Source organism: Parabacteroides sp. CT06 (assembly GCF_002257605.1).
Classification (GTDB): domain Bacteria; phylum Bacteroidota; class Bacteroidia; order Bacteroidales; family Tannerellaceae; genus Parabacteroides; species Parabacteroides distasonis.
In genome coordinates this window covers 1035197-1059048 of the sequence record NZ_CP022754.1, presented here as the reverse complement: position 1 = coordinate 1059048, position 23852 = coordinate 1035197, and the positions used below count along the sequence as shown (strand labels likewise).

Below are 23852 nucleotides of genomic sequence, written 5' to 3'. Positions count from 1 at the left end.
AGGAACCATGATTGATAGAGAACAGAATTTACGTTTGGGCGATGCCCGTAAACTGTCGCAAATGATGCAAGGCGAGAGCGTGCCCTCTTCCGGGCTTTCCAAACAGATGGCAGAAGAACTGCTCTCCGAGGATTTGATTTGGCAGCAAGTCTATGGTAGCAGAAGAAAATTCAAACTGAGAGACGCAAATGCGTTATCTATCTATTTAGCACAGCGATATGGGATACAAGTCTCGCTGGATGAGTGGATCAAGGTAATGGAGAGTGGCGAAACGGTGAGCCGTGCCAGACAAGTAGAAGTTACATCACGTTCTAAGGCGAAAAGTACCCGTAGTTTTACCGGATTCCTCGTTAAAAGTTATCAGCCCATTGAAACGTCGCTGTATGGAGAACCGCTGCTAATCAACCCTCCGCAGGGACTCTCTCTCTTTATAGAAGATTTCACGCATTTCCGCTTGGCGGATGATGTTACGGTGGTAGGTATCGAGAATGGAGAAAACTTCCAGCATATAGAGCAGATGAGGCATTTGTTCAAAAATATCAAGGTATTATTTGTCTCTCGTTATCCCCAGAGTTCGGATCTTCGCACATGGTTGCGGGCCATTTCCAATCCCTATCTTCATTTTGGGGATTTCGATCTTGCCGGCATTCACATTTTCCTCACTGAATTCTTCACTCATCTCGGTCTTAAGGCCCGCTTCTTTATACCTTCCGACATCGAGACGCGTCTTCAAACGGGAAACACCCTCCTTTACAACCTACAGTACGAACGTTTTAAAGAGATGAAAGTAATTGACGAACGGCTGAAACCACTCGTAGCGATGATCCACCGCTACCGTCGTATCTATGAGCAAGAAGGATATCTTCAAAATAGATAAAAGACACGCATTCAAAACAAGCAAGCTTCAATCCCAAAGTAAGTTAACTTACTTCATCATTTAAGTCAACTTACTTGGCCGCAAAGTTAACTTACTTTTTTTCGCCTTGAAATCTTATAAGTTTTCACCTTTATCAAGCTCTTTTGCCATCCAAAAATTAATAAGACAAAGCTGATTAGCCTTGCGTTTTCGTTCCACTTCTACTATATATCTTTTTTTTCAAAGAAAAGGCGAGCGGTTAGGCTCACTTCCGATGTAACTCGTGTGATACCAGCCGTAATCGCATACCGCTCTATATCGTTTAAAAGTATCGTAACGATACCTTTACTTTGGAAGTCCTTGTGAACAAACATCGAATGTAGATGCCCAATCTTCTACCTCAGCTTGCGAATAATCGCACCTGTTCACCACCAATACGGTATTCTGAAATAAAGCTCGAATGCAAAGGTAGGAAAGTTTTTGGAGTAGCAAAACAAAAGTTGCTACTCCTCGCTTACATCACCACTCTCCTCGATGGAATTAATTTCTTGAATGAGTAATGCCTGAAGTTCGTCTTTGGGCAGCAGCAGTTGATACTCGGCAACCCCAATCGGCTTGTTTATATCTTGCAAAGCAATCTCTACATCCAAGTGGTCCTTGTCGGCGCAAAGAATGATACCGATTGACGGGTTCTCATTCTCTCCTTTTTCCAAGCGGTCAAGCAGCGAAAGGTAGAGATTCATCTTGCCTACATACTCTGCCTTGAAGGCCCCGAGCTTCAATTCAATCGCAACGAGCGACCTCAAACCTCTGTGAAAAAAGAGCATATCCACTGCATATTCCTTATTGTTATACTCCAGACGATATTGGTTTCCGATAAAAGAAAAACCTTTGCCCAACTCCAGTATAAACGACTTGATTTTAGATACTAATCGCTTCTCCAGTTCCAACTCCTTAACAGGCTCTGTTATTCTAAGGAATCCTAAGTTGTACGAACTTTTAAATACTTCATTAGCATAGTCGGCATGCGCCATCGGCAGTACGGCATCAAAGTTATTCGTTTTGATTTTCGTCTGACGGGCTGCGTAGGTATTCATCTTTATTGCATTGAGCAGCATATCTCTCGACCAACCTTTTTGCAAGCACTCTTCTGCGTAGAATAAGGCTTCATTAGCTGACAACGACTTATCCAACAGTAGTAAATTATGTCCCCAAGGTAAAACTGCCACAGCTTGTAGCAGTTTTGTATCTTCTTGATAATAACGCTCGTATAGGCGTTTCATATTCCAAAGGTTACGAGGAGACAATCCCATATCCGGAAACTGTTCTTTCAAGTCCACTGACAATCGTTTAACCACGCCACTACCATATCCACTCTCTAAATTTCTATCAAAGAGTAACTTCCCGATATTCCAATATACAGAATTGACGGTAGTGTTTACTTGCCGAGCAACGGTCGTGCGAGCAGTTTGAATCTCAGAAACCGCCTGCTGCAATATTTGAGCGTACTCGTTATCATTTATTCTTATTTCTTTTGCCATATCATGAATCTTTTCAATGCTAATCTATTATATTTTCTTCAGTAACACCTTCTTTGTTATTTTTTTCAACAAATAACATCGGTAACGGAGCACCAGCATATCGGGCATTCTCATGCCTTAACACCCTTTGGGTACGGTGCAAATGTCCGAGTGCCGTGTATGCAATCTTTTCGTCGAATACTTCAGACGAAAAACACTCTAACCTTCCGATAATAGTGCGTTCGGCACGGTTCTTTTCCAAAATCTTCGAACACGTAGCCTGCAAATACCACATTACAATGAAAGGTTTACTTTTGTCCGGCATAGGTAGTATATCAAAAAGTTCTCTGTACATCACTTGCACTCCTTTCAGCCGATAGGTTTGGGATATCAAACAAATCTCCGGCAATAAACAACCCATCCACCTCGTGAACTTTCACTTGCTCTCGAAGCCACGTCAAAAATAGAGTATGTTCACCTTTACGGTCATATTCAAAAAACGTTTGCCCTAAATGCCAATCTGCGGTATGGATTATTTTCATTTATTATTATTTATACCATTCTTTTTTTATCTCATCTATTTTGAGATCTTTCCATTCCTCTTTCCATAATTTCCAATAAGGGATATCATTTGACGATGGTTCTGGGCTACAACGATCTATTTGAACTATTGAAGGTAGTATAACTGATTCACCTATTAATATACACTCTCCGGCTTTGAGTGTCGGCATTTTATCAATAAGATTTCCAAGTGTATCCGGCAACAGTCTCTTTACATAATTTTGATCGTTTGGATTTGTTAATCGCATGGCTAAAAAATTGTTACACTGAGAAAATATTGTTTCTGATATTTCAGAAGGTCTCTGACTAGCTAAGAGTAAAGATACACCATATTTACGTCCCTCTTTTGCTATTCTTTCAATGGAGTGTTTAGATGACCGATATTTTGCCAAATCACTATTGGGAACATATTTGTGAGCTTCTTCATACACAAGTAAGATAGGGACATCGTTATTAATTCTTTCCTCACCATTCTTTGAGCATCTTAGTCGTTTATAAAAATAACCATATTCAAATATTATCCTTGAAATCAAAGAAACGGTAATACTTAACACATCAAATGGAACCCCACTTAAGTCTATAATTGTGATATTGGAATGTTTTGTTTCCTCATAAGCAATTAAATGCTTTAAAGTATCTTCGAATGTAACGTCTTCTGTGATTTCACCTAAAAGAAAATTTAATCTTTTATCATTAACTTTACTTTTTATTCTAGAGATAAATTTGTCAATGCTTCCGTCTGCGTACGTACCCTTTGAATAATTTTGGCTCTTTGGCTCTTCAAATGTATATATTTTCGTAAAGTAATGATTAATTTTAGCTGACTCATCATTAAAACACTGATGCGCTTCTTTTATTGCTATTTCATTTGTCTTTTTATAATCCTTCGTTTCTCTAGAAAGATTTGACAAACAAGTGATTACTTCATTTAAAATAAATTTCACGGGTGTATCAAAAGATATATTTTCTAGTTCTGAATTATATTTTTTCTTGTTTTCAGTTATCACTTTTTGTAACAAAGAAGCCTGATTGTAATTATTAAAATCTCCTGATTCTAAAAAAAGCTCTTCCAATTCATCCCCATTAAGAAGCCAATATGGGAGTATAAGATTATTGATATCAATAAAGTTTGCATCTGGAAATGCTGATTTGTATTCTGAATGAATATCAAATATTATAATATGAGAATTATTCAAACCAGAATATTCTCCTGTTTTTTCATGTGTAGCACTTTGAATTAGTTTCGCTACAGTATGGGATTTCCCTGAACCTGTTGATCCTACGATGGCAATATGCTTATTGAAAAACTTATTACCATTTACAGGAACCGAAATATCTTTATTTGTAGAAAGTTTAGAGAAAGTGAACTTGTCTTTTGCCTCAAGAGATTCTTCATAAATTTTAGAAATTTCTTCTTTCTTAGCAGGCTCAACTTTTTTAGGTGGAATAGCTATTGTATCTCCACCACGCTCAAACTTGTCACCACGAATCAATCCTAAGGGATTAGCTTCAAGAATATACTTTCTTGTTGCATTTCCTTCCTTATCTGCTCCAACTTCAATGGAAAAGTTCTCAATAATGGCAATTAACACAGCATTATCATTGTCTGCGATTCTTAAATATGAACCAACTTTAAGCTTTTCTTCTGCTAAACAGAAATCTTCTAATTTATCTACTGATATTTTTACTTTATTGGGAAATACAGATATTACTTCTGCATTAATTTTTTCTTGTTCTACCATAATAATTATATTATTTTATTGATATGAATTGTTTGTTCAACTAATATCTTGATATGTTCATGGTTCGTATTTTCATAAAAAGGTATTCTTGTATAAAATTGATAAATCTTTCGAGTCTTTTGTATACTATCTATTACAGAATCTAAATCTTCCTTATTGTACAAGATTTTAAGTTTTAATCCATTGTAACAAGTAGCCTTTTTAACAATTGAATTGACTGAAAATTCAGCATCTTTATAATCGTAGCCATCTATAAAAATAAAGTTGTCATCATGTAAACTTTTTAAAATATTTTTCAATCTATTCTCAGGTAAACCATATAGATATACATAAGGGCAGAATGGACTTGGATTTTTTGCTTCTATTTTTGAATATTTATTTCCAATTTGGATTAGTAAAGATTTTATTTCTGTATCAGAAATTATCGAGTCGCACTCTATAACAAAAAAACGTTCAAAAGGAGATAAATTTAAAGGAGAAAAATATTCTCTTTTAATCATTAAGCAATATTCTTTGATGCTTTTTTTTATCAAGAACCACTGGTTGAAAAATATATCCTTACTATTGATTTTATCAATAAATTCACGTTTTGTTATTCTTCTTTGAGAAATATCCGGATTTATCGATAATTCTTTTACTATTCTTAATGAATTATTGTAATAAAAGTATTCTGCTTCAAAATCATTACAGCTAAAGAGTCTTTTTAGTTCATTAAAAATATCAGTCTCTTGCTGTTCAAACTCTCTTGCTGCAATATCTATCTCCAAATTTGATAAAAATGATATTATTTGTTTATCTTCTATCGAAAGACCTTTAAATGCTTTTAGACTTATAAAGTTACTTTTAAAAAATTCTATATTAATAGGTAATATAAGTTTATCTTGACCTGATTTGTAATACCCATAAATCTTATATTTTATACCATTATTAGCTTTTGATAGATAATGATCTAACATATATCGCAATGGTTGAGCTATAACAGAATGATTATATTCTGTTCCTGCATAATATTTGCATTGAATAGCAGTACTTTCATCAACTGTTTTTAAATCAACATCCTCGATGCCTTCAATACAAATGGAATCAGTTTCATTATTGCATTTTAGTAACTGAAGGATAAAATAGTCAAATTGATAATAATATCCTTTGATTGTTGCTATTGCTGAACGTTCTTTTGCCATATTTAAAAGGTTAATTTCGGTAATCCATTCACTATCTCCATCATCTCTATACTTAATAAAATAACGCTGAGGAGCAAATCCAATATATAGCGGGGATTGTCATGTTCCGTTGCCCAGTCATTAGGATTATTAGTGATGCCGCTATCTTTGTGAGTGATGACGGCATAACGCTCCATAATCCATTCGATAGCACTTTTGCCATTTACTATGTATTCATAAGCTGTGGCTGGTATATTTTCAATCGTTATCTGGCTGTTGTATATAATTTTGCTTTTATCCGTTTTGGAGGGAAAGCGCATCTTTTCAACTTGATAATTGATTGTCTCCATCTCGCCTGATTGCATTACTTTTTCTATTTCGCTCTGCGGAATGGTATTATAGGTCACAATGACTCCGGTTGCCGAAGGACGATTCTCATAGTTCAAATGCAATTCCGCTAAGTTTCTTCCTGCTTTGCTAAAACTCCAAAAATCAAGGGCTTCATCCACTAATGGAATACGGGGCAACATCTTTTTAAGGTCGGCGGCAAAGGCGGTGCGATATTCCGTGCTGTGCAGAATGCCGTAAACATAGTAAAAAATATCTTCTTTACTCACATGTGGACCGTAGGCTTTGCGACAACGTTCTGAAATGAAATCGGAGATGGCATCACGACGAATATAATTATTCTGAATGGTGTCCTCGGCATCATCAAACAAAGTTTTACTCTCAATTTTACGTTCCTCATAGTGATACATTGGGAAACATTGAACTCCAGCCTCAAGAAAATTCAAGTCAACAATCGTTTCAGACATTAAGAAACTGTTTAAAAATGAATTAAAACAATTACTATATAATTATATATCATATTGAATATCAGTTAATTAACCGATATATTATTTAAAACCTAGTGGTTACTAAAACATTAAGTTATGGAACAATATTCAACCAACCTCACTGATAAACAGTGGCAATTTATAGAAAAAATAGTGAATACGCAAAAAAGAAGACGAAAATATTCTGTGGTCAAATTATTATATATCAGCTATCGATATTTAATTTTCCAATTCTTTATTTCTCTTTTTCCACAGCTGATAACTGTTAAAAATATTTTGCCACAGTACATAGCTTCCCGGGCCAACAGAAGACAAGGGGTTCAAATAGGTGTAAGACATCCAGATAGCTAACACGGTATTTTTTTGTCCCAAGGCTTGTCCAGCGCTAATACGGTCATTGTATTTCTTGCCGATGCGCTTTCCCCAATAAAACTGCGCGATACAGGTTATCAAGCCGCCTAAAGCGATCAGGATTTCTACATAAATCTCCGCCTCGCTATTGACCAAGGATTTCACGGTCTGCCCGGTCACGATAGCTAGAGCGACGGCCCAGAGGTAAAAGGCCATGTCTCGAAGCCCCGCAAGGAAGCGATGGATAGGTGGTATGAATCTACGCAAGAACAAAGCGAGGAAAAACGGGAATAACAGCAATGGAAAGACTTTTCCCAAGATCTTCAAGAATGCGGCGAAGAAAGTAATCTCGGCATGCGGTTCCACTAATGGGAAGACCAGCGGCACGACAATCGCTGCCAATAGATTCGATAATAAGGTATAAGTAGTCAGACTAGAGGCGCTTCCCCCTAATTTACCCGTAATCACGGCGGCCGCCGTAGCGGTTGGGCAAATCAGGCAGACCATCGCTCCCTCGAACACATCCCGGTATTCCTCTCTCATTGGCAGCCAGAGCAATAAGGCGGCAAGCACCAAACTGGAAACCGCTTGGATAAGCAATAGCCAACCATGCCAAGGGCTGGGCATCAATTCCCGGACAGAGATCTTACAGAAGGTTAAGAGCAACTGCGCAAAAATCAAAAAGGGCGTCAGATACGCTATTAAAGTGTACATGAACGGCTTTGTAGGCTCCAGAAAAGTAACATTGGCGAAAACAAAATACCCTATCGCACCCGCTAACATGGAGATAGGGAGTGTCCATGTCTTGAAGAATTTCAACATAACGCCTATTCTTTTAATTCGGGATGCAAAATAACATCTTTCCACCGAAAGAGGCAAGAGAAACGGGGATTAATTAGGGATAAAGAGAGACGGGGCATGCCCCGTCTCTACATTAGATATTCTTACAGCTTACTTTTAATGTCCTTATCCCGTAACGAGGGATAGAGAGACGCATTGAACTGGCGCCTTTCTTCTCGGTGACGGTTAAGTCCTCAACCAGACGGTTATCCAATTCCACCAAGCTCGCTTTCACGTCTTGTCCTTGGAAGGTTATCGTTTTAGGGGAGGCATCGCTTTGGGCATTGAATAGGCGGATGTAAAGGTCATTACCTTTATAGACCATGGAGACCAACTCGTAGGCATTATTCTCTATCCGGAAAAGGGAACCGGATGTCAAGGTAGCATCGCCGTCCAAGGTTGCGACCAAAGGCTCATTGCGTCGTTCGCTTTGTGTCCAAATACGGCTTTTCTCCCAAGTTCCGGCATGAGGGATCAAGGCATACGAGATCTCGGTCGGACGGTCTATGATATAATCCCGGCCCCACAAGCCTTTACCGGCGTATTGTACGTTCAAGGCCAATGGGAAATCCTTACCATGCGCATAGCTGGTCGTATGATCCGTGAATAATGACAGACCGCAAGAGTTATCCTTGCTCGCTACATCCACCCAATTCAAGATGATATTATGCTTGATGCTATCCCAACGATTGAAAAAGGTATTCTCCAACCGGCTCTCGCAAACATCGAACGGAGCATCCTTATAAATCTGTTGGTTGGCGATCTGGATAGGCAGATATACCAGAAGTTTGTAACGGTCGTCATAGAATGACTTACGAGGATTATCCGCACGGAATTCGATACCCGGCTCACCAATACGAGGGCTTCCTATCCAATCCAGCTTAACACTCATATCGATGCGAGGCTCTCCCTGCGTTAACCGGATCGTTTGGGTAAATGAATACTTTCCAATCTTGCCTTTCACAGCTACCTTCACGAATAAGGGCCCTTGCTCCAACACGCTCACCTCAGCCGGTTGATCCATACTGGAAAGGAAACCACCCTCATCGATAAAATATCCCCGAAGCTCATTGAACCCACGTTCATTCCGGTTATCCACGAATTCCTTGCCTCGTACGGCTTTCGCTTTCAAGCTTTCTATTACACCTCCTTTAGAGGGGTTTAGCACCAAGGTGTATAAATCACTTTCCATGCGAAACGTACCGTCTTTCTGTCTCTCAGCCTTCAAGGTTCCGGACTGTTTATCCTCTGCCTTCCGGATCGCATAAGAGGCATAACCGGCAGAGGGGACTTGCGCACGAAACAAGAGTTTTGAAACGCCGTCTTCCGTCAGCCATTGAGCCGGCTGTTTCTTCCCTCGCTTATCAAGAACCACCCAATCTGAGTTTCTCCATGAGGCGGGAACTTCCACCGCCACCAATTCATTCCGGTCGGTAGCCAAGGTATTATATACGTACACCGTGGATTCACCTTCCTTTTCTTTCAATAAGGACAAGGCGTTATCAATTATCTGACGGCTGTTTTGAATGGTCACCCCAGTCCAATCCGTAACCGTCTCCGCCCATGTCTTTTTCCCTTGTAGTTGATTGTAAGGAACGATCCAGCAATCATGATGCTGCGACAATAAAAGCGTGCGCCATCCCTCATCGATACGTTCGGTCGGCCATTCCATGCCTTTGTATAAGCGAGCGTAAGCCGCCATTTTCTCCGCACGCACGATAGCGTTCTCGGCTACCCGTACCTCTCCGGCCAAACGCTGCATGACCTGCGTTCCCCACATCAAGCCACCTAGGACATCCTCTTGCGAGAAATGCCAATCATCCTGAGTAGTCCCGACGGAACAGTCTTGGATGTAATTCCGCCAAGTCTTATAGGCGGTCGGCGTATAATAGCCCGTCGTATCCTGTCCCAGCCAAGGGCCTTTATCCCAACCATGGCTCCATGAGGCATCTTGGATACACATGCCGACCGGGTGCTGGATACCGGCATCCAAGCATTTATGGATGTAGTCCTCCGTATTGAACCACGAGATGGATTGCCAGCAAGAGCCGGGTTGTAAATCCTCGCAGGCGTAACGGGGGACGGTGGTAAGTCTCGTACCATCCGGCCCTACCCAATTCACCAACTCACCTCCGTAGGCGCTTACGTAGCCACCCCACATCGTATTCGGGTTCTTAGTAGAGGCATACGAGAAGCCGAATGACTTCAATATATAGGGCAGGCAACTGGTAAAGCAAGGCTCCTCCGCCGAATAGGTGGTGAATACCGCCTCGGGGAAATGTTTCCGGATCAGCCGTATTCCATATTCGAATTGGCGGATAGCGCTCTCGCCGGATGTCCCGAAGAAATAACTTTGGGCATAGGTCGGGTTTACGTACTCGATCCGCCCGCTCTCCACGGATTGATCCTTAAATAAGCGCTTGAAAGCCTCGTAACCTTCGGGGTCTCGTTGCCGTACGACTTCCCATGATTCAGGCTCGATCTCGATATTGATATTCCAGTTGGGATTCTGCCTTAATTTCTGGGCGATAAAGGCGGTTTGTCCCACCGGGTAATGCCCGTAGATACCGCCATGATAGCCATCGATGAAATAGGCTTGTTGGGCATCCGCCCAACCGGCCAACAAGAATTGGCTTAATACGAATATCGCTAGTTTCTTTTTCATATAATATGTACTATTAATTCACATTTAGAATACTTCCAGTCGGTGGAAGACGGGGCACGCCCCGTCTCTACAAGTCTGTAAATTTCTTGATCTCTATTTGCAAGGGGATTGGTTTATTTTGCTCATAGATCCGGTCGACCAGATCCTGTTGCTCATTCACGCAATCCTCACGAATCCCCTTGTGCATGTATTGTAGCCAAAGGTCGCCGTTCCATTGCAAGAAGATGTCGTGGGGACGGTATTTGCGTAAAGTGTCCACGGCAGCCTCGTCGCAGGCCCAAAGCATGCCCGTCTTCCGCATCAAGTTATATTCCACCCAATAGAACTCGCGCATCTTACGCTCTTTCAACCAGCGTTCCTCGTTCATCTGGCGGATCTTCATCGCTTGTTTATACTGCGGGGTATTCTGAAGAAGAGCCATATTGATGCCTCGCTCCAACTCCCTCGCCGTAAAACGACCGATAAACTCCCCACCGATCGTCAACCCGTAATATCCATCCGACAAACCGCTCACGGACAATCCCTCATAATTCATCTCATCCATAAAAGGGATAACACTCAAGGCATCTGCCTGCGTATGTTTCTCATTATCATAATAAGAGGTATCGATAGGATACGGAAGCGATTTCGCCTCGTACGTAAAAGTAAGGTTATCCGAGGAAACAGACAAATCCGAGACACGGCAATTATCCGAGCGAGTCACCTTTTTCCCCGCTCCGTCTATCCGGATATCGGCTACCAGCTTACCGGCCAGGCCTTGCGCTTTCAAGAAAAGATAAGCCATGACCAGATGTCCGTCCGTAGAGGGATGTATACGATCCTTCCCGCATAAGGTATACATGGAATCCGCCGCTTGCTCCCATTGGTTGATCGCTACCATCGGGCGATTGAAATCCACGAATCCCCATTGATTCTCCCGGGCACGGGCATTCAGGAAATCCACGATCTTCAAGATCTGCGTATTCTTCCCCGGGAAAGCGACCTTATTGAAACGGGAAGTCTCGTCATAAGGAGAACTTCCGATCAAGATTTTCCTCACCTCCGGATACTTCTTATAGACCTCCTCGATAAGAGCATAATCCCGACAAGCTTTCTCTACCCGGTTCCGAGCGATCGTATCGGCCCCCGGCTTCCGAAAATCCATATAGCCGACATCGTTCATGCCAAAAGATAGCGTCACCACTGTAGGCTCATGTTCGAAAACCTTATCCAACCGCTGGTAAATCATCTCGGCTACATCCCCACCTACTCCCTCGTTAAAGATATCGATGCGTTGATCCGGGAAACGGGTCATATAGTACAGCCAGATATATGAATGATAATGACCACCGCAAGTAATGCTGTTTCCCACGAAGGCGATCCGATCTCCTTTCTGAAACGGAGCTATCGACTGAGCATATACTCTTGCAAGACCTGATAAAAGCAAACAGACAAACAAAACATATCTTTTCATCTCTATTTCTCTCTTCTCTAATTTTCTGTGATGAATAATATATACCGTGTTAAAAAATATTACTATCAATAGTAATCGTATTTATCATGGATAATAATCCGGATTACTACGGATAGTAATATCCTCCCACACACCTCTAGTCTAGAGAATCGCCCGCTTACTTTTAGCGAACGACATCCTCACCGAGCAGAGGGTTCAGTTCTTTCTCACGCAAAGGTACCGGGAAAACCAAATCCGATTCTTTAAACGGATACGTATGATTAACCGCCTGATAGCCGAATAAATCAACCATTTGCTTCGATACCGGATCAAACGCACGGTGAGTACGCAACATATCATACCATCCTGTAAACTCATAACAGAGTTCCCACGCACGCTCTTTCAATACTTGATCAACCGTGATCGAAGTTGGTCTCGCCTCATCAGGTAACGCACGGTGACGAACTTGGAAATAAGCATCAACCGCCGTAGCGTCAGAAGTAGATCCTCCATCCAAGGTAGCTTTTGCCTCCGCACACATTAATAGAACATCCGCATAACGGTAAACCGGGATATTCGCCCCGCTCTTTCCTGTAGATTCCGCATTCTCATCCCAATATTTGCATAGATAAGGAACATCCAAAGTAATCGTTGTCTCCGGATCACCATATTTGGGTTTAGAAGTATAGAAAAACTCCTCATTCCGTTTACGAATATCTTGGTCATCATAACTTTCATAAAACTCTTTACGAGGAGCCAAACCACCCCCATAAGCCGGAGTAATGGAAATCGGTTGTTCCGGATAAGGCAAAAGGCCAAAATGGAAAGGAGCCCCGGCATCTTGCGCCTCACGCTGGATCATAAAAATATGCTCACCACTATTTTCGTTCTCTAACGCACGTAAATCCTTATAATCAGCGAACAAGCTAAAGGCTCCACTGTCAATAACCTCCTTGGCTTTCTCGTAAGCCAATTGATAATACTCATTTCCTTTTTGAAGCGGATAACCTGCCATTGTCAAATAAACCTTGGCTAAAAGGGTTTTGATCGCTCCCATAGAGACATGGCCTGTTTTATCACTCCAATCCAAACCGGACTGCTCCGCCTTTTTCAAGTCTTCCACGATCTGGTTATAAATATCTTCCTTAGGAGACCTTGGAATCTTCACCGTATTCAAGTCTACCGTAGGTTCCGTCTTCAACGGGATATCCCCGAATAATTGTACCCCTTGAAAATAGTAATACGCCCGCAAGAAATAAGCCTCTCCCAGATACTTCGCTTTCTGGCTCTCGCTAATAATATCCGTAGCGGAAACATTTTGAATCACGCTATTACAATTTTCCAAAGGAAAGAAAGTAGCCTTCCAGAAGTTACGAATAATGCCGTTACTCTCTTCCAAACCGGAAAGCAACAAGAACTGGTTCTGCTCATTACCGGCCGCACGAGGACGATAACTAGTACCTACAAGATATTCCAAGTTAAAAAGGTGAACTGTGGCAATCTCGAGGTCGGAACTCAACAGATCATCAAGCCCGTCATAAGTGCCATCCACAGCCGCCTTTATCTGGTTCTCTGTCGTATAATATTCAGAAGGACTCAAGAAGGTTTTCGGGTCTTCCTCTAAAAAATTCGTACAGGATGTAAAAGCCATTGTCGCCGAAAGCAAGCCACACATCCATACATGCGCTTTATTTTTCATATCTTAGTTTTTTACGAAGTAAAGATTAAACAATTAGAAATTAACACCTAAAGTAAATGAATACGTACGAGGTTTGGGATAGGTATAAAAATCCACTCCTTGCTCAAATACAGCATCATAACTCGTCACCTCCGGATCACTACCAGAATAGTTCGTAATCAAGAACGCATTCTCCACATTGAATCCCAAGGATAAACTCTTGATGTGAGCGGCAGAAAGCATACGGGAACTAAAGTCATATTTCAAGCCGATATTACGTAAACGCAAGAACGAACCCGGCTCACAACTCCAAGAATCTACGTCATTCTCATATCCATCTCCCGGAAGGCGCAAGCTAGGCACCATCGTGTTTTGGTTTTCCGGCGTCCAAGCGTTCACCGGAATGTCCGCATAAGCATTGGAGAATGTCACACGGTTACCCATCAACTGGCGAGTGAAGTTAATCAACTTATTACCATACACCCATTGTAAATCAAACATAAACGTGAAGCCTTTCCACGAGAATGTATTTGTCATATTCATCTCGAATTTAGGAGCGCCATTTCCGATATAGTCTTGGTCTTCACCATCCTTCATTCCATTACCATTTTTGTCCCAATACTTGATATCGCCGGGTTTCTTATTATATTTAGCGGCTTCTTCCGCCTCATCGGTTCCCCATGTACCTAGGCGAACATAGCCGTAAAGGGCATTTAAAGGATGTCCCTCTTCAATACGTCCTCCCCATTTACCAATGATATTATCATTTATATCCAGTACCATCGATCGGTTCATCGTATAATTCCAAGAGGTAGTCCATAAGAAATCACGGCTTTGGATATTGCGTGTATTCAAGCTCATCTCAAGACCTTGATTACGGATCTTACCCAGATTTGTCATAGTTTTCTCATATCCCGAGTTAGAAGGCAATTGTAGCTCATACAATAAATCAGTCGTAATCTTATGATAATAATCCGCCATAAACTCGATACGCCCATTAAAGAAACTCAAATCGATACCCGCATCAAGTTGTCTGGATTTCTCCCAGCGTAAATCCGGATTTGCCATACTTTTCAACGTAACGATCGTCGTCATATCCTTGCCAAAAGGAAGGCGTTTATTCTCATAACGTGCCATAGACGCATAATCACCGATTTCCGCGTTACCCACCGTACCGTAGCTCAAACGGACTTTCATATCATCAATCACCTTTTTTGCGTTCTCGAAGAAATTCTCATTGGATACACGCCAAGCGGCCGAGAATGAAGGAAAGAAACCATATTGGTTATTCAAGCCAAAACGAGAAGAACCATCCTCACGGAAAGAAGCGCCCAATAAGTAACGATTGTCAAAATTATAGTTGATACGGGCATAGTAAGAATTCATTTTATTATCCGTATAGTCTGAGCCAACCTTAGAACGTACGGTGCCGACTCCCATATTATTGTACTCAAAATAATCATCGAAGAAATTCTCGGCCCCTAGCTCGCTTTTCTCTGTTTTTGAGTAATACCAACTGGCTCCCGCTACGACATTCAAGTTATGCTTATTCCAGCTTTTATCAAAAGTCAAGTAGTCCTCATTCGTCCACGACATCGTATTTCGATGTGCTTTCTCCGCTTTACCCTTTTGAGTATCTCCATAGCCGAATAAGGTACTCGGGTTATAAGATGAATTGATATAAGAACCATCCTGGCGGCTGAAGCTAGTCGTTAACTTTAACCAAGAGGTAATCTTAAACGTACCAATCACGTTAGCCAACGTGTACTGATTCTTATCGATATTCTTACGTTCCTTTAAAATCCTCACGGGATTCTCCGTATCTTCCGCACCTGGATAATCTCCTTTACGGGAATAGGTACCATCCTCATATTGAACCGGAAGGAACGGTAATGCTTCCAATGTATACCGAGAGATCGCATTCTCCGAGTTTCGGGCATTACTAGATCCAACATTCAACATGGCCTGTAAATGGAACCATTCTTTCAAATCCCATCCGACATTGATAAATGCGTTTAACTGACGTTTATAGGTCTCCAACATTATACCTTGATTATCTTTGTAACTTACATTCGCCACAGCGGTCAGCTTATCGCTTCCTCCAGAGAAACTAAGTGAATGCTGATGAGAAAAAGCCGTACGAGTCACGGCATCCTGCCAATCCGTATCATATTTCGGAGTCCCGTCCGGATTGAACAGGTCATTCTTATGCGTAAACATATTGCTCGGATCCAGATGGGGAGCGATACGTCCCGGTTGAGCCTCATAAGCACGCTTGAATACATCCAAAGCCTCTTCCGCATTTAAGACATCGACTTTACGAGCTAACGTTCCTGCTGACAGAACTGTATTATACGAGATATTCGTCGTATTTTTCTTACCTTCCTTTGTTGTTATCACCACAACGCCATTCGCACCTCTCGCACCATAAATAGAAGAGGAAGTAGCGTCTTTCAAGATATCGATAGACTGGACAATATTCGGATCAATCTGGTCCGGATCCACGCCAACCACACCATCGACCACATATAGCGGTGTATTAGAAGAATTCAAAGAACCGATACCACGGATTTTTATCGCAGGACTACCACCCGGCGCACCAGAATTCAAGGCGATATTAACACCAGCCACCTTTCCGGCCAATCCTTGGAATACGTTCGTGGCATTCGGACGCTCCAATAACTTCTCCGAGTCTACGGAACCCACTGATGTTGACAAGTTTCGTTTCAACATCGTACCATATCCAACGACAACGACCTCTTCAAGCGCCTTATAATCCTCGGCCAACTTCACGTTAAACAGTGTACGATTCCCGACCTCGATCTCTTGCTCCGCATAGCCGATATAGGAAAATGACAGGATATCGTTATTAGCCGCATCCAAGCTAAACTTTCCATCCAGATCCGTAACCGTACCGACCGTCGTACCCTTTATCACGACATTGGCCCCGATAACCGGTATGCCATCCGGATCCGTAACGATACCGGAGATCTTTTTCTTTTGTTGCTGTACGGCGTCTTTCTTCAAGATCGTGATGTGCTTACCTGATATGCGGTAGGTCAAGTTCGTGTTTTTCAACAACTCATTCAACACGTCGGTGACTTGGCGATTCTTCACCTGTATATCCACCTGCTTACTATTATCGATATCCTCGCTCTTATAGAAAAACATGAACTCGGTCTGTTTCTCAATCTCCGAGACGACATCATAGAACGTCCCGTTCTTTACTTCTACCGTAACTTGAGCTTTTTGCGCATAGGTATCCGCCGAGACATGCAATATACCCAGTATTAAAAAAAGCAATGTGATCTTCATGATTGATTTAATTTTTTTAGGCAATAGCTCATCGCTATTCCAGACTTTTTCCATAAGTTTGTAATTATTTTTTATTAATGACTTACCTTGCTCGCTACTTTTTAGAGGACAGCGATAAAGGTGATTAAACGAATAATGAACGTCTAAGAATCGGGGGTGAGTGGTGTCAGTCCCGATTCTTTTTTGTGATCAGGTATTTGTCATAGGCAATTCGAATGTTTAAGGTTATACATCTATTATTTTGTTATTTGCTCCTCGCCGATATCAGGATATCTTTTCCGTCTTTCGTGAAAGTGAATTGTTTCTCCGAGTTAATAATATCTAGCACCTCTTGTATACCTTGATCCAAGGAGAAGGTTCCTGTGTAGCGGATGTTCCGCAGACTGTCATGCGCCAAGCGGATATTTACCCCATAGTAATTCTCCAGACGTTTTACGATAGAGACTAAGGTCTCATCCTTGAAACGATATTTCCCTCCTACCCAAGCGTTCGAGATCGAGGCATCTGTCTCTGACAAGAAAATAGAGCCGGTCCGGTTATCCGACCGGGCTTGTTGATTCGGCTTTAGCTTCATGCTACTCATTTTCCGTCCTTGAGCGTCAAAAGATTCCAACAGGATACTACCACTTAATAAGGTGGTGACGCTAAAGCGATCATCGTTGAAAGCCTGTATATTGAATGAGGTTCCGAGTACCGTGATTTGTTGGTTCTTTAGTTTTACGATGAAAGGTTTCGAATGATTCTTCGCAACCTCGAAATAGGCCTCACCCTCCAGATGAACCACACGCTCATCTCCATTAAAAGAGGTGGGGTATTTAAAACGGGTGGAGGCATTGAGTATGATCTTACTGCCGTCGGATAGCAATAGCGTGTTCGCACGTCCGCCTTTTTCCACTACGATCTCGTTATATTCCATATCGCCGGCATATAAACGATTGCTTATCCATTGATTCATACCCACACCTATTCCCATAGCGATTACGATAATCGCCGCATATCTCAAGAATGAAAGCCAGAACTGTTTGCCAAGGACCTTGGATTTCACAGATACGCCAGAGATCGCATCCAGCTTTCCAGCCATTCGCTCCCAACTACGCTCCACGGAATAATGGTTCAAGAACGCCACTTCTTTCCGAGTGTCAAAAAGCCCCTTAAGCTCAAAGAAGTGGGCTTTATTAGCGTCACTCTCATGAATCCAAGCATCCAACACTCGAAGTTCATCCTCTTGAATCTCGTTCTGCAAATAGCGTATGATCAGTTCTTCTATCGAATTATTAGATTCCATTTTCTGTTTCATTTATAATATATACGACCGGTTTCCTCTTTTTACTTACGTATTCTACCGTATTTTCATCTAAAAAATAAAACCAGTGCCAGAAGCGCCAACACATTCCGTATGATCTTCAATCCTTTATAGAGTTGCGCCTCTACCGTACGTTGAGAGATATTTAGCATTCCTGCGATCTCCACTGATTTCTTCCCGTCCACATAAGCCAACGTAAAAACCTCTCGGCATCTGTCCGGTAACTTGGCTATTTCCCGGTAAACGGAGTCCAGACGCTCTTTCTCCAGCTCCGCCGCATCCGACTGATTATAATAATCTATCTCCTCTATCTTTAGTCTACGAGCAACCTCATCCGCATAAGTCATTTCTATTGATTTATGCTTTAGGTAATCGAGGCAAGCATTTTGAACGGAACGGAATAGGTATGTCTTCAAGCCTTCTTCCACGGAATAAATCTCTTTCTTTTGCCAGATCTTGATGAATATATCATGCACTAAATCTTCCGCCGTATCGCTATCCACATATTTCGAGGCATAAAAGATCAGTCTGGGGGCATTCTCCAGATATAATAATTTAAATTTATCCAACTCATGGTTCTTAATAATATAGTCTTTCATGCTCAATGTGGACATTTCTTGTATTATATTAGACAGTTCAAGGCTTCTCCTTTATCTATATACGATCATAGAAACAGATCTACTTACGCCCACACGAAAAAAATAACACAAAAACAAAAAGCCCTATCCGAACTTAATCAGATAGGGCTTTCAGATTATTCTATCGCTAGATATTATCTCAACGGGATATATTGTACAAACGCCTCGATCGCCTCATAAGAAGCCAAACCTAATTGGCGATACAACTCTGCGGTAGCACGGTTGCGATCTTCGGCACGCTGCCAGAACAAACGCTCGTCGTCACCCAGATACGGAGCGCTCTCGGCCTGCGATTGATGCTTCAAAATAGCGTTACGTTTGAAGCGCAACTCCTCCGGACTGATAGGTACGGCCATCTCAATATGGTCCATTTCCCATTCTGCCCATGCGCCGCGATACATCCATACACGGCAGTTCTTCATCCATTCCTCGTCTTTCACCTCGTCGATAGCGGCCAGTACGGCATCCAGACAAACCTTGTGGGTTCCGTGCGGGTCAGCCAAGTCACCGGCGACAAACATTTGATCCGGCTTGATCTCGAGCAACAGGGCCTTTACGATATCCTTGTCGACCTCACTCAAATCATTCTTTTTCACTAATCCGGTCTCGTAGAACGGAAGATCCAAGAAATGAACATGATCGTCCTTCACGCCCGAGTAGCGGCAACCGTGACGGGCCTCCTCCCGACGGATCGTTCCTTTCATAAAGAGGACATCCTTCCGCTCCGGCTCGCCGTTCTCCACCTTCTCGTAACGCAGGTAGTTGATGATCTCGTTCGCCTTATCCTTCACGGCCGAGTCGGGAGAGTATTTCTCACATACATCACGCAAATACTCGCAATAACGGATTACCTCCTCGTCGCCTACGGCAATATTACCGGAAGTCTCGTAAGCCACATGCACATCATGATGCTGGTCGCACAAACGACGCAAGGTTCCGCCCATGGAGATCACGTCATCATCCGGGTGCGGACTGAATACGATCACTTTCTTCGGATACGGGTTAGCACGCTCCGGACGATTGGAATCGTCGGCGTTCGGCTTGCCACCCGGCCATCCGGTAATCGTATGCTGGATATCATTGAATATCTTGATATTTACGTTGTAAGCGGAACCATATAACGCCAATAGCTCACCCAATCCGTGCTCGCTATAATCCTTGTTTGTCAATTTCAAGATCGGTTTGTCCGTCAACTGACACAACCAAACGATCGCACGGCGGATCAACTTATTATCCCACTCGCAGCTAGTCACCAACCAAGGATGGCTGATACGAGTCAAGTCGTAAGCGGCGGAAAGATCGATCACGACCTTGGCGTTCGGATGATTCTGCAAATAGCTGGAAGGAACGGCATCGCTAACCTTGCCCTCAACGGTCTTAGCGACAATGCTAGCCTTATCCTCGCCCCAAGCCATCAAGATCACGCTGCGGGCGTTCATCATCGTAGAGATACCCATCGTGATGATACCTGCCGGGACATTCTCCTGCGAAGGGAACGTACGGGCAGCCTCCTTGCGAGAAGCGCCTTCCAACAAGACCATACGGGTACGCGAGCTGATCGTCGTTCCACCCACGTTGAACATGATATTGCTGGAGTTACCGATACCTAGCAACATGCAATCGATACCTCCCACGGATTGGATCGTCTCCTCATACTGGCGACAGAAATCTAGGATAGCGTCTTTCGGCATGCTTCCGTCCGGGCAATAGATATTCGCAGGATCGATATCGACCTGATCGAATAACTCCTCTTTTAAGCGAGCCAGATTTCCGGCGCTGGGATTAGCCAATGGATAGAACTCATATTCCACGAAAGCGATCACGTTGCGAAAACTTAATTTCTCCTCTTTATGCATACGGATCAACTCCTTGTAAACGCTTAGCGGAGAACGTCCGCCGGGTAAAGCGATCACGAAGGGCTTACCGATATCTTGTTTTTTACGGATTTGTGTTGCTATCTCTTTAGCGATAGCGAAAGAACCTTCCTCGGCCGATTCATAAATGTTTGTCGGAATCTTTTCCAAACGGGTTAAAACTGAATGCTCGAAAGCATTTTCCGGGCGATAATACCGCAACGGTATACGCGTCAGAGTAATTTGAGAACTAAGGTTCGTTTTCATGTTTAATTATTGATTTAGTATTACAATCTTACTTGAATCACAAATATATGAAATAAGTACTGATTTCGCCATACGTTGATAGAACAAATTTATTAGCCGAAAGGTTTGATCTATATCGCCTAAAAATAAAAAAGGACCGTCCCGGCCAGCCAAGACAGCCCCTCTCTTTATTATTAACGTGTTTAGACCAATGTATTTGTCTCTGGAACTAAGTTTCCCATGCTCCATACCGCACGCACGTTCAACTTACGATCCAAGATCACGATATCCGCATCCTTCCCTCTTTGCAAGGTTCCGGTGCGATCGCTTACCCCCATCAGGCGGGCCGGAGTCTCGGAAGCCATACGGACTGCATCGGCCAAAGGAATGTCAGCCTTCTGCACCATCGTACGTACCAGTACGTCCATCGTGGCGATACTTCCCACCAATGAAGAATGATCCGCCAACTTGCATACGCCATCCTCAATGATAATGCGGGGATCGGATAACGGCTTACCCTCGTTGGCTGCGCATGAGAGAGCGTCCGTAACCAAGCAAGTACGTTCCACTCCTTTCAGCTTATAGACCAATCGGAGGATCGTAGAGGGTAAATGACGCCCGTCAGCAATCACCTCTACCGTCATATCGTCCATCAAGAAAACACTTTCCACCGTTCCCTCGTACTTATATTCACGACGCTTATGGAAACCAGGCATGGCGTTATAGAAATGAGCCGCATGCGTGAAACCGGCATTGTAAGCGGTCTTAATATCATCAAACTCCGCTTCCGTATGCGAGATAGCGGATAGGATTCCCCTCGACTTCAAGTATTGGGCGAACTCAAGCGCACCCGGTATCTCCGGGCTGGAATCCCAGCGCTTGATGCAATCCGTGCGTTCCAATATCTCTTTATATTCTTTCGGGTCGGCGGGATTCTCCTTATCGATAAACAGGCTCGCCGCCATCTTCGGATTCAGATACGGTCCCTCGATATGCAATCCCAAGATAGGGCCGTCTTTTTTCCTCATCATCTCCTCGCATACGGCCACCGCCTTATCGATCACCCCGATTTCCGGAGCCAACACGGTAGGGAATATCGTCGTGGCCCCATGCTTCTGATGGGCAGCTACCGCACCGTGGAAAGCCTCTTCCGTACATTCGGAGAAGTCGAAGCCCCCACCGCCATGGATATTCATCGCCACGAAACCGGGAACGATCGACATTCCTTTCGCATCCACCACCTTGGCGCCAATCACCGCTAAATCGCTATTTGTAACCTCCAATATCTTCCCGTCGCTAATCAATACGGAACCATCCTTCATCCATCCTTGCGGCGTAAGGATATGGCCATTTATAATCTGTGTCAACATAATCGTTCTTGCTTAGAATAGTTTATTCGTACCTTCAACCAACTTACCCATCGCCCAGACCGCACGGACATTCAAGTCACGGTCCAACAAGACGATATCGGCGTCTTTGCCCCGCTGCAACGTTCCCTTGCGATCGGATACGCCCATGATACGGGCGGGAGTCTCCGAGGCCATACGCACGGCATCCTCCAAGGGGATCTCGGCCTTCTGCACCATCGTACGGATCAGGCGGTCCATCGTGGCGACACTACCCGCCAAGGCCGAGCGGTCGGCCAACTTACACACGCCATCCTCGATGATGACACGGGGATCGAAAGCGACTTGGCTATCACTGGCAGCGCAAGCCAAGGCATCCGTGATCAGACAAGTGCGTTCCACACCTTTTATCTTATAGACCAGACGAAGGATCGTAGGCGGCACATGGATACCATCGGCCACGACCTCGACGGTCATATCATCGAGTAGATAGATACTTTCCACCGTTCCCTCATACTTATACTCGCGGCGTTTATGGAAGCCCGGCATGGCGTTATAGAAATGGGTGGCGTGGGTATAACCTACCTCATAAGCGGTCAGGATATCCTCAAACTCGGCTTGGGTATGCCCTACCGAGGCGAGCACGCCTTTCGAGGTGATATATTTACCAAACTGCATCGCTCCCGGAAGTTCCGGAGCGGCATCCCAGCGCTTGATACAATGCGTTTCCTCCAGCAAAGGGATATATTCCTCGGGATCGGGATTCTTGATGTTCTCAGGGATTTGTCCACCAGCCATTTTCATATTGAAATAATGTCCTTCTAAGTGAAGCCCCAGAACCGGGCTATCTTTCTCGGCCATCAGTTTCTCGGTGGTCTCGGCGGCGGCACGGATCATCGGGATGGTAGAAGAGGATAAGGTGGGGAAGATACTGGTAGTACCGTGTTTCATGTGTGTGGCCACCGCCGCATGGAAAGCTTCCTCGGTGCCTTCCATAAAATCACGGCCTCCACCTCCGTGCACGTGAATTTCCACGCCTCCGGGGACGATGTACATACCTTTGGCGTCTATCAAGGTTGCCCCCACTACCGCTAAGTCGCAGTTTGTCACTTCTAAAATCTTCCCGTCGCTTATCAATACCGAGCCGTCTTTCAGCCAGCCTTGCGGGGTAAGAATCTTTCCATTAATGATCTGTGTTAACATGATATGTGTTTTAAGCTTTCGCGTTTCTTTGGATAGCAAAGTTAAGGACTTTCTTTTTAAAACGAGTAAGCTATTAGAGGTTATTTTCAAAGAATAATCAAAATGACACTTTGTAATCCGAACCTCCGGAGAATCGAATATTCCGGGCCCTAAGTACAGCTCGCCTCTAAATCCGAAAGAAAATTTCAGTAATCAACTAATGGCCAACACCATACCCCAAAACAGCCTTTTATTCTAGCGAAATCAATTCATCCTAATTCATATCAAAGGGAGAGATTGGTATCATTTATAGGGTTACAATACGGTT

Annotated in this window: 17 protein-coding genes and 1 pseudogene; 1 reads left to right on the top strand and 17 read right to left on the bottom strand. The window is 43.3% G+C overall.

Going from position 1 to position 23852, the window contains the following annotated elements; genetic code table 11:
* Positions 1-7: 7 nt before the first annotated feature.
* Positions 8-877, top strand: a complete 870-nt coding sequence (locus CI960_RS04680) for a hypothetical protein (protein WP_005861765.1) — start codon at positions 8-10, stop codon at positions 875-877.
* A gap of 114 nt (positions 878-991) precedes the next feature.
* Here CI960_RS04680 and CI960_RS04675 read toward each other — a convergent pair.
* The 17 genes and pseudogenes from CI960_RS04675 to nagA (CI960_RS04590) all read right to left on the bottom strand — a co-directional run bounded on the left by CI960_RS04675 (position 992) and on the right by nagA (CI960_RS04590) (position 23545).
* Positions 992-1348 (bottom strand): annotated as a pseudogene (locus tag CI960_RS04675) (GNAT family N-acetyltransferase).
* Between the two features lie 11 nt (positions 1349-1359).
* Positions 1360-2397, bottom strand: coding sequence for a YhcG family protein (locus tag CI960_RS04670; RefSeq protein WP_005861764.1), 1038 nt, complete (start codon positions 2395-2397; stop codon positions 1360-1362).
* Between the two features lie 19 nt (positions 2398-2416).
* On the bottom strand, positions 2417-2731 hold the full coding sequence (locus tag CI960_RS04665; protein ID WP_011965932.1) for an exonuclease: 315 nt from the start codon (positions 2729-2731) through the stop codon (positions 2417-2419).
* Complete coding sequence (locus CI960_RS04660; RefSeq protein ID WP_005861762.1) at positions 2712-2918, bottom strand: metallophosphoesterase; 207 nt, start codon at positions 2916-2918, stop codon at positions 2712-2714. Before CI960_RS04660 ends, CI960_RS04665 begins: the two co-directional genes overlap by 20 nt.
* Before the next feature lie 6 nt (positions 2919-2924).
* Positions 2925-4679, bottom strand: coding sequence for an anti-phage-associated helicase HerA (gene herA, locus CI960_RS04655; RefSeq protein WP_005861761.1), 1755 nt, complete (start codon positions 4677-4679; stop codon positions 2925-2927).
* Positions 4680-4684: 5 nt separating this feature from the next.
* Positions 4685-5860 (bottom strand): DUF4297 family anti-phage-associated protein, encoded by a 1176-nt coding sequence (locus CI960_RS04650; protein WP_005861760.1) that lies wholly within the window; start codon positions 5858-5860, stop codon positions 4685-4687.
* Between the two features lie 2 nt (positions 5861-5862).
* A complete protein-coding gene (locus CI960_RS04645) occupies positions 5863-6654 on the bottom strand; it encodes a type ISP restriction/modification enzyme (RefSeq protein WP_005861759.1) in 792 nt (263 codons plus the stop codon).
* A gap of 240 nt (positions 6655-6894) precedes the next feature.
* Positions 6895-7848, bottom strand: a complete 954-nt coding sequence (locus tag CI960_RS04635; RefSeq protein WP_005861757.1) for a transporter — start codon at positions 7846-7848, stop codon at positions 6895-6897.
* A gap of 112 nt (positions 7849-7960) precedes the next feature.
* A complete protein-coding gene (locus CI960_RS04630; protein WP_005861756.1) occupies positions 7961-10531 on the bottom strand; it encodes a glycoside hydrolase family 38 C-terminal domain-containing protein in 2571 nt (856 codons plus the stop codon).
* A gap of 67 nt (positions 10532-10598) precedes the next feature.
* A complete protein-coding gene (locus CI960_RS04625) occupies positions 10599-11984 on the bottom strand; it encodes an SGNH/GDSL hydrolase family protein (RefSeq protein ID WP_005861754.1) in 1386 nt (461 codons plus the stop codon).
* A gap of 163 nt (positions 11985-12147) precedes the next feature.
* Positions 12148-13662 carry a RagB/SusD family nutrient uptake outer membrane protein gene (locus CI960_RS04620; RefSeq protein WP_005861752.1) on the bottom strand — a complete coding sequence of 505 codons (1515 nt, stop codon included), beginning with the start codon at positions 13660-13662 and terminating at the stop codon, positions 12148-12150.
* Between the two features lie 33 nt (positions 13663-13695).
* The gene (locus tag CI960_RS04615; RefSeq protein WP_005861750.1) at positions 13696-17010 is read right to left on the bottom strand and encodes a TonB-dependent receptor; all 3315 of its coding nucleotides are present in this window, start codon (positions 17008-17010) and stop codon (positions 13696-13698) included.
* Between the two features lie 190 nt (positions 17011-17200).
* The gene (locus CI960_RS04610) at positions 17201-18241 is read right to left on the bottom strand and encodes a FecR family protein (RefSeq protein WP_005861748.1); all 1041 of its coding nucleotides are present in this window, start codon (positions 18239-18241) and stop codon (positions 17201-17203) included.
* Positions 18242-18306: 65 nt separating this feature from the next.
* Positions 18307-18873, bottom strand: a complete 567-nt coding sequence (locus tag CI960_RS04605) for an RNA polymerase sigma-70 factor (RefSeq protein WP_005861746.1) — start codon at positions 18871-18873, stop codon at positions 18307-18309.
* A 158-nt stretch (positions 18874-19031) separates the two neighbouring features.
* Entirely contained in the window at positions 19032-21017 is a 1986-nt protein-coding gene (locus CI960_RS04600) for a glucosamine-6-phosphate deaminase (protein ID WP_005861744.1), read from the bottom strand.
* Positions 21018-21199: 182 nt separating this feature from the next.
* Positions 21200-22366, bottom strand: coding sequence for an N-acetylglucosamine-6-phosphate deacetylase (nagA, locus tag CI960_RS04595; RefSeq protein WP_005861742.1), 1167 nt, complete (start codon positions 22364-22366; stop codon positions 21200-21202).
* Between the two features lie 12 nt (positions 22367-22378).
* A complete protein-coding gene (gene nagA / locus CI960_RS04590; protein ID WP_036629182.1) occupies positions 22379-23545 on the bottom strand; it encodes an N-acetylglucosamine-6-phosphate deacetylase in 1167 nt (388 codons plus the stop codon).
* Positions 23546-23852 lie beyond the last annotated feature (307 nt).